The following is a 14,800-nucleotide window of genomic DNA, read 5'->3' on the forward strand; positions in this document are numbered from 1 at the left end:
GTCACTCTCTGTTAGCCGCTTCCCATACGAGCGTTTAGACGACTTCGTCCTGCGCCCGGTGATGGCGGCGTTGGACAAGATCGAGTTTGATGCTTCGCCACCTGATCAGGCCATCTTGGAGATCCAATTCGAGGGCAAACCGACGCATCCCGGCGTGAAGAGGTACGCCGAACATGCGACACGCATGTATCTCACAGCGCATCAACGAGGTGACGTCGAGATGAGACCGGTGCGCGAATGGTGGGTGGCGCAGCGGCTCACCGAGTCGATGGTGTGGGAGCTATACGCGTGGGGCCGCCGTTACGAGTCGGTGGATGGCCGACTGCGGGAGTTCCGTTTCCTCCGGCTGGGCAAGGTAGATTCTCGCGAACAGGACCCGGACGATGAGCAAGATTTGACGGATGAGCGGGACCCTACTGAAGTCGCGATCGCTGCCTACGTCGCTGCGTTCGGCGCACCGGCAGCATGGCCGGATCCGTGGTCGGCACCCTTTCGACCGGGCGGCCAAACAGGCGCGGAACGTGTGCGGGTTGTCGACGTACGGCTAGTTGACGGCTCGGTGGAGTCGCGTTTCGACGGCGCGACGGACGAAGCCGAGCAGTACTTCGCTGAGCACGGTCGGCGCCAGATCGGCACGATCGCTGCGGGCGGTAACGCAGTTCCGGGCTTCGGCTGTGCCCGTTGCAAGCGAGTCGCGGTGTGCGACGGGCCGGTCCGTACTCCTGGACTGCTCGGACTTAACTCGTCACAAGGGCCATTACGGACGGTGTCGATCAGTGCTCTTCGGTACTACCGTCAGTGCCCGGCGCAGGCGTACCTGCGCTCGGTGCATTTGCCGCGCGCCTACGAGTACAGCGCTGAGGCTGAGCTGGGCCAGGCGGTGCATGCATGGCTCGAAGCGGCCCATGAAACTCAGACGACTGCGTGCAGTCCAGGGGCCCTACCGGCGCTTGGGTCGGGTTGGTCTGCCGGAAAGTGGCAGGTCTTTGGCGACTTGGCGGACGCGGGCGTACATATGTTGGCCCATCATGTCGAGGTCTGCCCGTTTCACGAGGCGCCGGAGATCGACGCCGTGAGAGTCGAGCCGCGATTGACCTTCGCTGACACGACGGCGCGCGCCATTGTCCTGGCAAAACCTGATCTGGTGTATAGGGAAGCAGGGCAGTGGGTCTGGCGCGAACTCAAGACGACCCAAAAGGCGACGCGGTCCTTCGCCGATCCGCTGCGGGAATTCCCGCAGCTTGCGCTCGGTGTGGTGGTGCTGGCCGCTGGCGGGCTTGGCCCTGGCGCCGCAGGCCGCGTCGAACTTGAGATCTTGCGACCGACGGGCGCGGAGATTGTGCTGGTCGACCCCACTGACGAAGAACGTATCGAGACGGCCCGTGCGGTGCTGCGCGAGTGGGCTACATCGTGGCGCGCGGACGACACGTTCGAGGCGCGACCGGGCCGAAACTGTCGGGGGTGTCCGGTATCACTGTGGTGTCCGAGCTATCCCGGCCCGGACGGGAACGGGAAGGATCACCACGCCGGTGCCGCGTCAGCAACAACAGCCGAGAGCTGAATCCGTTTTTGAGGGCGAGACCCTGCTGAGGATGGTGGCCAGCGCCATCGTGCGGCTCTCGCAACAACAAGGTCCGCAGGATCCCGTCTACGACGCCACGGTGCAGAACACGTACAACCAGCTCGTGTTGCTCTGCCTGCGGAAAGGACACACACCGCCAGCCAGCGTGCCGGAGATGGTGCGGTGGGCAGCTGAGCACCCGATCGGCGATGACACCTGGCCGTGGACGTTGCCGGACGAGTTCGACAGCGGCGCGGCCTCGCTGGTCGACGGCCAGACACACACCCCAACCCAGCAGTGCTGGGAGTGGCGGGTCGTGGCGCGCGACGTCGCCGCCGAACAGGTCGAGAATCGGCTGATGCTGTCGGCTATTGCCGAATGCCGGGCCGCGAATGCCCCGGACTCCTACACCGCCTTCCGCCGCCTGCTGATCCGGCAACCGGTGCTGACCGATGCCGAACGCGCCGCGCTCGCCGACGATCTCGACCTGGAGCTGCTGCACGATGTGATCAAGCGCTGCTACGAGCCCGCGCCAGCGTCCTACCTGCGCGACGGTGCGTACGCGGTGTGCGCGCGGTGCGGGTGTCTGCTGGTGCCGATCGGCCGGGATCGCTACGTCTGCGAGCTGGACCGATGCCGACGCGATCAGCATCCCCGGGTCGGCAAGAGGGTCGAGGTGCGCCGGGGCGGCGGCGTGTACCAGCTGAACCGGCCGATGCGGATGTTCATCACCGGCCCCGGCCTGGCGGAGACCGATCTCGAAGCCGCGCTGCTCGAGCGTGGGCTCCGCCCGCAGATGTGGCCCAACTTCGATGCGTACGACCTGCGCATCACCCTTCCGCGCGGGCGCGTATGGGCGATCGACGTGAAAGACCGGGCCAATCCCGCGTTGCTTGGCCGCGGCGCGGCCCCGTTGCGGCGCGACCCGCCGTACGACGAGGGTTTCCTAGTCGCGCCGCAGTACCGATTCGATGAGCGCGAGGACTACGGTCGGGTGTTCGCCCACCACCGTCCCGACGAGCTGGCCGGCCAGCTCGACCTGATCTCCGATCGCGAGCTCTTGGCCCGGGTGGATCGAGAGCTTCGTCGCGTCCGCCGCAGCAAGGTCACCGCTGAGATTGAGGGGGCAGCCAATGCGTGAACGAAGTGGATGGCATGCCCGCTTGCTGGGCCAGCTCACCCCGGTTTGGCCGGAGACCCTCGCGGATTTCCGGCCGGGGCAGATGCTCGACGTTGAGCTTGGGCTCTACCTGCTCTGCTCGGCGACGCCGGGACACACGGCGCAGGATGCCTGGACGCTGTTCGGCGGGTACCCCTACAGCGAGGTGTTCGGGGCGCAGGCGGCCGACACACACCTGCGGGTGATGCGCGGCCGACACTACCTGTGGGACATGCGCCGCCGCCGGGAATGGCTCCGCGCCGTCGAGGCGTATCTGCGTGTTCCCGAGGAGATACGCGGCTACCGCCTTACCGGCATCGACAGCACACCAGAACCACGTGAGCCGAGCCGCGCGGCGGACAGGTTCGACGTGTATGAAGCGCTGCTTACCACACCGCCTGCCTTCGCCCGCCAGCCGCTCCCACTCGCGGAGCCGGGCGAGTACGAATTCTACGTTCGCGACCGGCGCTACTCGGTCACCTTCCCTCCGGAGCTTCTCGCCGACCTCCCTGGACCGATCGGGCACGACCTCGACGGTCTACCTCCCTGCGGAGGAACGCCAGTGGAGGTCACATGGGCACAGCTGGAAGACGCTGCGGCCAAAATGGACGCGATCGAACAGAACCTGCCCGGTAAGCCCAACCACTGGACGCACCGACTGGGACGCGTGCAGCTGCTGATCCGCGACGACGCCCGCGGCGAATTCGTCGAGCCCGAAGATGAGCGCCTGCGGGTCGATCGGCTGATGAACCTGGTCGGCATGGTGGGTGCCGGGAAATCGACGCTGCGTGACATCCTCGCCTTCTGGGCCGCCACCGAAACCGGACGGCGCATCACGATCGTCGTTGGCGACGTCGCCGAAACCCTCGCCATCGTCAACCAGTTCACTCGCCTCGGCGTCGACGCCGCCCCGGTCCTGGGCCACTCGACGCGTGAGCGCAACCTCGAACGGTTGCACCGCCGCATGGCCTCAGCCGGAGCCGAAACCATGCTCGGTCACGACCATCCCAGCTTCGACTACCTCAGCAGCGCCTGCCCGCTAGACGCACTACGCGGCCTGGAAGCACGCCAGCCCCTGAGGATTGCCGAGGCGCCCTGCAACGCGCTCTACCCCGTCCAGCGCCCCGATCCCGCCGCGAACGACGACTTCCTCGCCACCAGCGGCGGCAACGACGCAGCCCGTTCGCCCCGAACCGGGCGCCGGAAGCGACACGGCTGCCCTCTGTGGACCGTGTGTCCCCGCCACCACGGTGCCCGCAGCCTGGTCGACGCTCAGATCTGGGTTGCCACCCCGGCCAGCCTTGTTCACAGCGGCGTCCCCCCGACATTGCAAACCCAACGTCTTCGCCAGCTGGAGGCGGCGTGCCGTCTGAGTGACCTCGTCATCGTGGACGAGGCCGACCGCGTCCAGATGCAGCTCGACCGCGCCTTCGCTCCTGCCACCACGCTAGCGGGACGGTCGCCGAACTCTTGGCTGGACGAAGTCGCCGGCCACAAGGTGGCGGAGCTAGCTCGCCGAGGACGGCTGCAGCTGTCGGCCCAGGACGTGGATGACTGGACAGGCGCCGTCGACACCGTGTCGGCAGCCACCGACCGTCTCTACGCCCTGCTTATAGGCACTCCACCGCTGCGCAGCTGGATCACCGCGGACTACTTCAGCGCGATGACGCTGCACCAGTGGCTGATCCGGTCCTGGTTTCCCGATCTGACCGGGCACGACGACAATGCAGCCACGGCAGGTTCCGCGGCACCGGACCGTGCGCAGCGGCAGGCGCGTATGGATCATGTCGAGGCCGTCCTTGACCAGTTCCGCGACGACCCGCTGGAGGAAAGGGCACCGCGGGACCTAGCCGATCGAGTCACGCCTGCGGCGAACACCCTGGTTCATCTGACTTTGCAGCTGCTACACGCTCACCGCGACTCATTGATCCGGCAGCGGCTGCGGGACGTGCTGCTCGACCTTGTCGAGCACGACGCCGCTATCGCGGACGACCTGGAAACCCACGCCAAACGCTTCGAACTCACCCTCATCCTGGCGGCACTGCACCATCGGCTGGATCGGATGACGATCCTGTGGGCGCGGGTGGAGGCCGCGCTCAACCTGGAAGCGACGTCCAACGTGCTCTCGCGCCGTCCGCCTAAGGACTATGAGCCGGTCATCCCGGAGTCGCCGATGGGCAACGTCCTCGGTTTCCAGTTCCAGCTCGGCGAACGAACCAGCGACGGTGACCAGAGCGGCGAGTTGCGGTTCTTCCGTTGCAGCGGGGTCGGCCGCGAGCTGCTGCTCGGCTTGCCCGACCTGCCTATAGTGGATGATCGGCCCGGCCCGAACGTGCTGCTGATGTCGGCTACCAGTTGGGCTGGCACATCCACCCGCTACCACGTTCACGCCCCGGTCGACGCCGTCCTGCGTCCGCAGGATGACGAGGTCGCCGCGATCTTGGACACCACGATGCGGACTCAGTTCCTGTACTGGCCCGGCACGTCGCCGCCGAAGCCGCTCAGGCTGTCCGGGAGCGGTTCGGACGATCGCGAGAAGGTTTTGGAGCAGATGCTCAATCAACTGGCAGTCCCGGACCGCAGCTTGGGCGACGCCCCGAGCATGCTCGACGCGGAACTGGCCGACATCGACGACCCGGAGCGGCGTCGGATCCTGCTTCTCGTTGGCAGCTATGCCGAGGCGAAGCACGCCGCGCGGCATCTCGACAGCATCCCGGAATGGAGTGGCCGGGTCACGCAGCTTGTCTCCGATGACGCCGATCTCGATAACAGCTGGATGGTGCTGCGCCGCGGCGAGCTGACCAAGTTTCCCGACATCGGCAGTGAAATTCTCGTGGCACCGCTTCTGGCGGTCGAGCGCGGCCATAACATCGTCCTGCCCGGAGGAAAGGCCGCCATCGGCAGCGTCTACTTCCTCGCCCGGCCACACCCTCGACCGGACGACATCGCGCTGGCAATCCACGCGATCAACGACTGGGCCGTACGGCAGATCCGCAACCCAGCACGCACATTCCACACCGATGCCCTCGCCGAGGGCACACCCGACCAGGCCGCACTGGCCTTCCGCAGGCGAGCACGCCAGGAGTGGAATCGGTTTCTGACCCGTCAAGTGGCGTGGAGCAGCCTGACCCAGACCGAGAAGATCAGCTTCACCTGGGACCAGCTGGTCGTCATGTGGCAGGTGATCGGTCGGCTCGTCCGTGGCGGCGTTCCCGCGCGAGTGGTCTGCGTCGACGCGGCCTTCGCGCCACGCCAGGCCGGATTCCACGCCGTCGACACCCCCGACACCAGCCTGCTGGCCAGCATGCGCGCCGTCCTCGACCCGTACTTCACCGACGACCCGGCGACCGCCCCACTCGACCGGTCACTCGTGCAAGCGCTGTACGAGCCGCTCTACCAGGCGCTCGGCGACCTCGACTGACTTGCTACAACGACAGGGAATCCTATGGCCTTCGACGAAATTCAACCCGCCGCGCTCGTCCCCAACCCGGACAACGGGCCGTACGAGCTCGATCTGCACACGCTGGCTTTCCCCACGGCGTGGCGCGAACCCGTCCTTGATCTGTACAAATTCGGCAAATCCGAGGGAGCACAGGCCAAGATCAAAGAAGTGCCGATTAAGTCGCTGAACTCGTTGATCCGCACCGTCGCGCCGGACCTGGTCACCGTCGACGCCAACGCCTCGTTCGACGCCGCCCAGCCCTGGCTCTACAGCCGGACCGAATACCCGCCCCGTGTGCTCGCCCGGCTGGTGCACGCCTGGCTGCGCAGCCTGCAACCCACCGCTGAGGGCTTCCAACGGTTTCGGGAGACCGCGCGCGTGCTCGACGTGGATTCCTTACGATGGCAGTCGGACACTGTGGACCTGCTTGAGCACGAACTCTCGCTGGGCGGCACCTGTGTCCCGGCCTCACGGCTCTACCGCGTCCTGCCGGAAATCTTGGCCGACCGCATTGCCGCCCAGTCGGCGTACGAATTCTGCGGCGAACATGTGCGGTTTCACCGAGTCGCCGTGGACGCCCGCGCGAACGGTGCGGAACTGATGTCTTGGCCGCCGCTGAAACACACCACCAAGGTCAACGACAAGGACGCCCGCAATCGCTACGGCAGTCATCGAGACTGGCGGTACTCCGCGGTGATCAGCGTCTCGCTGCGCACCGTGCCGTTTTCGCTGATCCCGCGCATCTACGTGAGCACCCGGATCCGCCGATGGGTTTCCGGCCAGGTGTCGATGTCTGGGACGCAACGGGTGTCCGCCTACCTGCGCACGAAGGAACCATTCATCAAAGACGGCCAGCAGCCCGGCCGGTTCGCCGTTGCCCAGTTTGCTTGGAACCCTCGTACCCGCCAAATTGAGTGGGCGCAAGGGGGGCCGGAGGGCATGCTTGCCCGCGTTGGTGCCATCGACAACCTCCCCGCCGCGGACGTCTTCGCCAAGGAGCCCGATACCTGGATCGATGAACGAGACGGAATCGAGGGCGCGGCCAGCTATCACACGATGATGGGATGGCACGGTGTTGGTGCCGGGCTCATGCCCGCCGAGCGAAGGCGCCTCACCGAATGGGCTGCCGGTGCGCTCGCACCGGAGCTCATCCCGGCACCGGTACTGGCTCGTAGCACCGTCAAACAAAATCCGGCAAAGCTCCTCACGTCGAAAGTTCCTGTTCCCAAGAAGGACGCGACGCAAGAAGAGATCGACGAGGCGGTCACCAAGAATAAGCTCATTGACCTCGACAATTCCGTCCGCCGTCGCGAGTATGTGTCCCTCGCCCTCAATGGCCGGGATCTCACCGCTGTCCTGCTGTACCAGTCCAGCCACATGCGGCAACAGCTCATCAACGCCGCGGAAGCCAGCCTCGGGCTCGCTGACTACCGAGAGGAGGCTGGGCCGGAAGTGTGGAGCTGGAATACACCCGACCTTCGGGTGCGCATTCACGCCCGCGAACTCGGTGCCCTGGGAGCCCCGCTGGGCGACAGCGAACGAGCGCCACGGAAAGGCCAAGAACACATCGACGCGATCGGCCAGCGCCGCTCCGCTGTCGCCTCCCGCCTGCGCAACTTTGCCGCCGAGCTGGGCGAGGCTACCGTCATCACCTTTGTTGAGCTCGACGGGCGCGACAAGTTCAAGCCGCGAACAACGGACCCGAAGTTCGCCGTCCGGCTTGGCTGCGCCGACGCCGGCATGGTCAGTCAATTCTTCGTCCCCGGAGATCCGAACGATCCTGATGACGATTCGGACTTTCGTGTCGCTGCAGCATGGGCAGACGGGCTACGCCAGCTGGGTATGCGTCTCGTGCCCGAACACACGCTGGGTGACAAGATCCCCGATGGCCTCAACCAGCTCGCGTTCTGGATCGTCAAACGTCAGGCCACCGGTGAGACAAATCGGCCTCAATTCACGCCGGTCGCGGTCCTTATCCGTCCCGGACAGAAGTGCATCCTCGGCCGGACTCCTGAGATGACCGAGTGGGTGCCCTACCCCCAGCTACTCATCGCACTCACCGGCCAGGTGCGCCCCCAAGACCTCTCCACCGCTGACCAGCAGACGAAGGCCGTCGCCGCCTTCGTCCAGAACACGCTCTACACCATGCGAGGCACTCCCACCCTCGTCATCACGCACGCCCAGAACACCCGCAACCGGTGGCCCTGGTTGACCAACAGCGGCCTCATCGCCGACCGCATCAAGCTCGGCAATGGTCCAGCCCAACGCATCCGACTCTTTGGCCAGAACCTCTACATCGCACGTATCGCCACCAACGACCGTGACGAAACCCCGCAATGGTGGGCGCCAAAGAATGACAAATCAGGCGGTATCAGCAAGGGGCTGTGGAAATCGACAAACATCGACGAGAATAGTTGCGTCTTCTACAGTACGAGCGACAAAACCGGGACGCACACGCTCTCTGTTGAGTCGACCAAACTGACCCATCGCATCAACGCGAAAGGGAAGGAAGAAATTCGCCCAGATAAAAACGCCTGGAATCCGGAACTTCTGGAAATTTCCATGATTGGGTTCTCTGATGCTGTCGTGGCTGAGCATTGGGCGATGTTCCTTCATCAACAGCGGTTCGCTGAAGATTACCGCGATGCGCTCGCTCTTCCGCTCATCCAGCACGTCGCCGAACTCACCACCCAGTACGGCTTGCCGCACGAGGACGAACCCGACGACGCTCCCGACTTCCAACTCGACCAGACAGGCTCAACTGCAGGGATTGATAACGCGCGCACGGAAGGCTAGTTTTTGTTTTCTTCCCTCGTGATATTCGCCGCGTGGATCGCTTGCTGAAAGTACTTGCGATGTTTCCCCGTTTCGAGCATGAGATCATAGAGTGCGTCGGGCAGGGAGCCCTTGCGCAGGCCCAGGCGGAAGAGATACTCGGAGATGCCGGTCTCCATGTCTGCGTCGGTGCACCAACCTTCGTCCACGAGCTGGAGACCGAGCATCCCGTAGCTGCTCGCCGAACGCCGGTCTACCCGGAATTTGTCAAGCATTGAGGTTTGAAACCAGAAGAGCCCGAGCAAACCACCGCGGGAGCGCACGGTGGCTCCGCTGACGACCAGGAAGTCGGCGAGTTCGATGACCGGTCGCAGATCCCGGGTGCGGACGGCACGACGGAACGCCTGGATTAACTCGGTTTCGAAGGCATCGACTGCCTGTTCGGTCAGCGGTTCGGGCTTCCTGGTCATCATCTGCTCCCCGCCGAGATGGTTACTCGGTTTCGTAGGTGAGGACGAACCTGCTGTGGGTCTTGTCGATCACCGGTCCGGGTAGTTCGCTGTCGGGGGTGTCGGCGGGGTAGGCGACGAGGGTGGGCTTGCGTTCGTCGCGGTGCACCGACCAGGCGCGGATCTCGTCGCAGAGGTGGCGGACGAGTTCGGTCGCGGCGGGGCCGTGCCCCGTGGCCCCCAGCTCCCAGCTGGTGGTGCCGCCGTCCTCGCGGCGGCGGGAAGTGAGGTAGGCCAGCGAGCTGCCTTCTACCAGCGCGGGTGTGCGACCGGGTGAGATCGGGTCGCAGACCGCGGGCTTGATGTCGGCGGGGACATTGAGGCGGCACACCCGTGGGTCGGTGACGGTCAGCCGCAGCCACACCCCGTCGTGGGGCTCGTCACCCGCGACGGTGACCCCGGACCATTCGCTGGCACGCGGCCGATCGAGCACTCCGTGCAGGGCGTTGAGGTCGAAGGGCTGGTCGCGGTCGAAGTGCAGCAGGATGGTCTCGTCATGGGTGATCGGCGCGGACTGTTCGCCTTCGTCCTCGCCGACGAGGTAGACGAAGCCGCACAGTTCGATCGAGTCGGAGATCAGCCGCCCGTCGCGGTAGGTGAATGCGACAGAGCGGGCCTGGCCGCGCCACCGCAGCGGCAGCACCACGCGAGCGCCGGGGGCGAGTTGCCGCCACCAGGCCGAGGGAATGTCCCACGGGGAGACGGTGGCGATCAGCCGGTCGTACGGGCCGTGCTCGGGGACACCGAGCGCGCCGTCGCCGGTGACCACGTGCACGCCGCGGTAACCGGCGGCGGCCAGGTTGCGCGTGGCCTGCTCGGTCACGTCGGGATCGATGTCGATGGTGACGACGTTCGCCTCGTTGCCGGTCAGCTCGGCCAGCAAGCTGGCGTTGTATCCCGTTCCGGCACCGATCTCGAGGATCTTGTTGCCAGGTTCGACAGCGAGCTGGTCGAGCATCATCGCGACGACGAACGGTGCGGAGGCGCAGGATAGTGAGGTGCCGTCGGCGAAGCGGTGGGTGATCACCGCCTGCCAGGGGTTGTGCGCGGCGTCCAGGTCGGCTTCGGGCACGAACTCGTGCCGCGGCACCTCGCGCAGCACCCGCGCCACCTCGGGGCGCTTCGCGTAGCCCTTCCCCCGCACCTTGGCGAGCATGGTCTCGCGCAGGGCCTCCGGTGAGCTGGCGGTGGTGTCGGTGGTGTTGTTCATCGCGTCCTTTCATTCGTTGAGCAGCAGGCAGGCGTCCCACTGCGTGACCGGTGGTGTGTTCGTGCGGGCGCAGCGCTGAGCCAGCATGACCCCCGCGGTGCCGGTGAGCAGCCCACGCCCGCCCGGAGGCTGGCGTGCCAGGTTGACGGCGAGACCATCGAGCAGGCTCGGGAGCGTGGCGGCGAGCTGGTCGTTGTGACGGCTGGCTCGCCACGCAGTGTGCACAACCCCGGCCCAGCCGTGACACAGCGACACGTCACCGAGCCGGGCGAGCTGCTGCTCGTCGCCCAGGCACCAAGCCAGGATGTTCTCGGCGCACCGTCGCCGGGCGCGGTCGCCGAGTACGAGGCCGGCGACTTGTTGCGCGCGGGCGATGCCGGGCGTGCCGTAGCACCAGCTCGGCCTCGACGGGCCGGGCTCGTGCACGGTGCCGCGCGCGTGGTCGGCCTGGCTGATGGCCTCGGGCCACCACGCCCGCGGCGGCACGCCGCAGCGCCAGCGGTCCAGCCACCGGCAGATCCGGTCGATGGCCGCGGTCTGCCCGGACACGACGATGCCGCGGCGCAGCGCGAGCGAGAGCAGCGTCAGCGGCCCGGCGATGCCGTGGGCCATGCCCAGGTTGCCGTGCCCCATCTGCCAGGCCGGGCCGGGACCGGTGGGGCCGTGGGCGGCCCACCAGCCGGGCCGCCCGTCCGGGTGCGGCTGGGTCAGGCCCACCAGGTAGCGCAGCACTTCGCGCAGCAGCTCGTCGGCGGTGCCGCGCCGCAGCAGGTAGGCGCCCAGACCGGTCAGGCCGCCGATGAGGTCGAACTCGCGTTTGTCGGCCAGTTCGCCGCGGCCCATGCGCTGGTAGGCGGCCTCCAGCCGGGACCAGGTGATCTTCTCGACGTGGTCATCGAGCACGGTCAGCGCCCGATGTTGGTCGGTGGCGACGAGGGCGAACGCGACCGCGGGTGCGCCTTCGAACAAGCTCGCTTCCTCGGGGTGGGCCATCACCGGTTCGGCCACCAGGGCGGCCAACCAACGATGGGCGTCCTGGCCGCGTTCCAGAGCCAGCAGCGCCTGTCCGGCGGGGCCGTCGGCCAGCGATTGCGCGGTCACGGCTGCCTCCCGGAGGTGCTGCGCCAGGTTGCTGCGGCTTGGCGCGCTAGCCGCAAGCAGATGGCTTCCCGGGCCCGGTTGACGCCGAGGGCGCGGTTGTGGTGCATGTGCAGCAGAGCATGGAGGCAGGCGTCAAGATCGGCGTCGACGGGCAGCGCGTGCCGGTACCGGCGTACCGCCTCCGCGCGAGCGTCCAGCGCCGCGGTGACCTCGGCCGGTGCCGCGGTGTCCGGCCATGCCCGGTTGCGGACCAGGCGGGTCACCTGGTCGACGTCGCCGCGGTCGGGCACGGCCGCGGGTGCCTGCTGGGGCAGCCAGTCGGCGGCGTGCTGGTGGTCGCCGAGGAACGCGGCGGCGAGATCGAACAGCGACAGGCCGGTGGCCGCCACCGGCGACGGCTCCCCAGCGGTCTGGTGGGTGAGCTGGGCGAGGACGTAGCGGGAGTCGGTGGCGAACACGGTCTCGGCCTCCTCGATGGCCCGGTAGCGACCGGTCTCCGGGTAGTAGGTGTCGAAGCCCCATCGGCTGAGCAGCCCGTTGGTGCGCAGCCGATCGACCCACGTTGTGACCGCGGCCAGGATCTTGTCAGCGTCGCCATCGGTGCGGACGCGCAGGCGCAGATGGTCGGGTTCGTCGCCTTCCCGGGCTTGCGGGTAGCGCACGAACCACCAGTCCCGCTCGCCCAGCTCGGCCAGCAGCTTCGGCAGCTCGTTCACCAGCAGGGGGTCCATCCGGTACTCAGCCAGGTATAGCTTCGCGTACAGCCAGGTCGACCGGGGCGAAGCAGGCGGATGCCCGTGCTCGCTGCCGAGAACCGGAAGGGACTGCACGCGCGGGGCGGGCTCGGGCGCCTTCCGGGAGATCAGCGGCAGCACGACGAGGTGCGGGCGACCGTCGAGCCAGCCATCGGCATCCAGTTCGGGCGCCTCGATCAGGACGGCTTCGTCGTGCTGGCCCAGGTGGTGGAAGAGCACCTCGCGGTGCGCGGGCACCGTCAGGTTCAGTGGGAGCTGCTGGTCGAAGTCGCGCAGCTCGACGCGGTCCGGGCAGCGCCACGTCGCACACCACCGCTCCAGTGCGTCGCTCCAGCCTGCCGGGTCGGCGGGCAGGGCTTCGCGGGCGAGCCGCCAGCGGGCCGGAGACAGGATGGCGCGCCGGTAACGCAGCCGCGGCCGAAACGGCAACTCCGCCGCGGTCGGCCCCCAGTCGAAGCCGATCCAGCCGCTGTCCAGCGCCCGGGACAGTTCCCCGAGCAGCCGCGCCAGCGGCGGCTGCTGCTTCACCGCGAGCGCGTGCAGCACCATCGGCTCGATCACCTGGCGACGGGACAGACTGACCAGGTGCAGGCGGCGGCGGGTCGCCGTGATCGCCAGATCGTCCACCCCGATCAAGCCCTCGGAGTCCCGGTGGTGTTCGCCCACAGAGACGACTTCCGGTGTGAACCGCGGCAGGCGGGCGACGTTCTCCGCACTCGGGTACGGCGGCGTGAACGACATCTGCACAGCGAGCGCGCCCTCGGCGGTCGTCGGCAGCCCGGAGAACACCGCCGCCAGCCCGGCCTCGGGCACCAGCGGGCTCAACCGCGCCGACAGCGTGCCCGCGACCCGGCCGGGCGCCACGGTGAACCGGTACTCACCGCGCTCCAACGCGGCCACGCTGACGGCGTGGATGCGCGCACCGAGGTCGACGTGCGGCGGAACCGCGTCCGGGTCACCACCCGCGGCAGCCAGCGCCTCCACCGCGGCGTCGTCCAGCTCGACTTCGCGCTCGCCCCGGGCTGTCGCCTCCGTGATCCAGGACAGCAGCAGGCGGTCGCGTTCGGAGAACACGTGCCGCCCGCTGGCCGCTGGGCTCGACGGGTAATCGCGCGGCCACCCCAGCCCCGCCGCGGAATCCACCACCGTGCGGAACGGGACGAGGGTTCCGGTGCCGTACCGGTCGCAGAACGCGGTGAAGTAATCCCGAAAAGCCCGGCTTCCGGTGTGCTCGCGCACCAGCCGCGCCAGCACCCCCGCGGTGCGTTCGATCTCCCGCACCACCCGCTGCGGCAGGCGGAGGTCGGCATCGAGCCGAAGATCGAGTGAAAACGGCCCGCGGCGCGCTGGAACGAGCGCATTCATTCGGTCGGCCAGCCGCGCCCGCTCCTGCTCGTGAGAATTCCTGTTGAGCACGTCGAGCGCGTTGCGGATCTCGATCACCTCGGCCGCCAACGCGGCGACCGGCACGTCCTCAAAATCGAGTTCCTGCAAGGAATCGGCAAGGTAACCCAACGGGTCACTGACCGTTCCTGGCGCTCGCAGGCTGGTCACCAGAAAGCGGCGCTCCACTAAGGACAACAGCATCTTGGTGGGGTCACCGGCCGCTGGGTACTCGGCCGAAAGCGCCTCGACTAATACCGGAAACCGGGCCGGGGTGGCCGCGAGGCGGCGCACGGAGGCGACTGCAGAGGTGTTTCGGATGCTCACTACTTCCGCTTCGGCGAGTGCGAGTCGGTCGCCGCACTCTTCGACGGCGTCGTGGAACACCACCTTCAGCCGCGCCAGCAGCTCCGGGCACGCCTCCAAACGCTGGATCACCTGCCGCAGCCAACGGTTGTCGGGGCGCGCCACCACGCGATGCCTGACGCCGACGCGCACCTCCGTGCTGTCACCGATGGTGACCGGCGCGACTCCGGCGAACAGGCCGAACGGGGTGGAGCGGCCGAATCGCAGCACGTACCGCAGCAGCGCCTCCGTCGTCCGCCGCACCTCTCGCGTCGAGCGCCGATGCCCCCGCAGAATCTCCTGGACACCAGAGGCGAGCGCCGGGCTGGCGTGGGTCACCGCCGCGGCCACCGTCGGCCAGACCTCATCGAGCCACGCCCGGCAATCGAGGTCGTTGGACAACACCGGCCACCTCGACGGAGCGAGGCGCTGCGCCGACGCGCGCAGCAGCCCGGTACCGCAATGGCGGTAGGCCACCGTGGGCATCGCCTGCACCTCCAAGGATCAATCACGAAAACACCTGCGGCAGCGGGCGGGCCAGGTGTCGGGAACTCTGGTCC

Annotated in this window: 8 protein-coding genes; 4 read left to right on the plus strand and 4 right to left on the minus strand. The window is 67.4% G+C overall.

Annotation, left to right across the window (positions count from 1 at the left end):
* Positions 1-70 precede the first annotated feature (70 nt).
* Genes EIZ45_RS21425 through EIZ45_RS21440 form a run of 4 tightly spaced genes read left to right on the plus strand, consistent with a single transcriptional unit; the run spans position 71 to position 8,958 of the window.
* Positions 71-1,561 carry a PD-(D/E)XK nuclease family protein gene (locus EIZ45_RS21425; protein WP_167756513.1) on the plus strand — a complete coding sequence of 497 codons (1,491 nt, stop codon included), beginning with the start codon at positions 71-73 and terminating at the stop codon, positions 1,559-1,561.
* A complete protein-coding gene (locus EIZ45_RS21430) occupies positions 1,530-2,702 on the plus strand; it encodes an HU-CCDC81 and SPOR domain-containing protein (RefSeq protein WP_134666156.1) in 1,173 nt (390 codons plus the stop codon). Before EIZ45_RS21425 ends, EIZ45_RS21430 begins: the two co-directional genes overlap by 32 nt.
* Positions 2,695-6,141: a signal recognition particle gene (locus EIZ45_RS21435; RefSeq protein WP_134666154.1), complete on the plus strand. Its 3,447-nt coding sequence runs from the start codon at positions 2,695-2,697 to the stop codon at positions 6,139-6,141. Before EIZ45_RS21430 ends, EIZ45_RS21435 begins: the two co-directional genes overlap by 8 nt.
* A 24-nt stretch (positions 6,142-6,165) precedes the next feature.
* The gene (locus EIZ45_RS21440; RefSeq protein WP_134666152.1) at positions 6,166-8,958 is read left to right on the plus strand and encodes a pPIWI_RE module domain-containing protein; all 2,793 of its coding nucleotides are present in this window, start codon (positions 6,166-6,168) and stop codon (positions 8,956-8,958) included.
* Here the strand turns inward: EIZ45_RS21440 and EIZ45_RS21445 are convergent.
* Genes EIZ45_RS21445 through EIZ45_RS21460 form a run of 4 tightly spaced genes read right to left on the minus strand, consistent with a single transcriptional unit; the run spans position 8,955 to position 14,726 of the window.
* Positions 8,955-9,407, minus strand: a complete 453-nt coding sequence (locus tag EIZ45_RS21445) for a hypothetical protein (RefSeq protein WP_134666150.1) — start codon at positions 9,405-9,407, stop codon at positions 8,955-8,957. The two genes, EIZ45_RS21440 and EIZ45_RS21445, sit on opposite strands and share 4 nt — an antisense overlap.
* A gap of 22 nt (positions 9,408-9,429) precedes the next feature.
* On the minus strand, positions 9,430-10,656 hold the full coding sequence (gene fxlM / locus EIZ45_RS21450) for a methyltransferase, FxLD system (RefSeq protein ID WP_134666148.1): 1,227 nt from the start codon (positions 10,654-10,656) through the stop codon (positions 9,430-9,432).
* A gap of 9 nt (positions 10,657-10,665) precedes the next feature.
* On the minus strand, positions 10,666-11,757 hold the full coding sequence (locus EIZ45_RS21455) for a lanthionine synthetase C family protein (protein WP_167756514.1): 1,092 nt from the start codon (positions 11,755-11,757) through the stop codon (positions 10,666-10,668).
* Positions 11,754-14,726: a lantibiotic dehydratase gene (locus EIZ45_RS21460; RefSeq protein ID WP_134666146.1), complete on the minus strand. Its 2,973-nt coding sequence runs from the start codon at positions 14,724-14,726 to the stop codon at positions 11,754-11,756. Before EIZ45_RS21460 ends, EIZ45_RS21455 begins: the two co-directional genes overlap by 4 nt.
* Positions 14,727-14,800 lie beyond the last annotated feature (74 nt).

The sequence above is a fragment of the Amycolatopsis sp. CFH S0740 genome, assembly GCF_004522315.1.
Lineage (GTDB): Bacteria > Actinomycetota > Actinomycetes > Mycobacteriales > Pseudonocardiaceae > Amycolatopsis > Amycolatopsis nivea.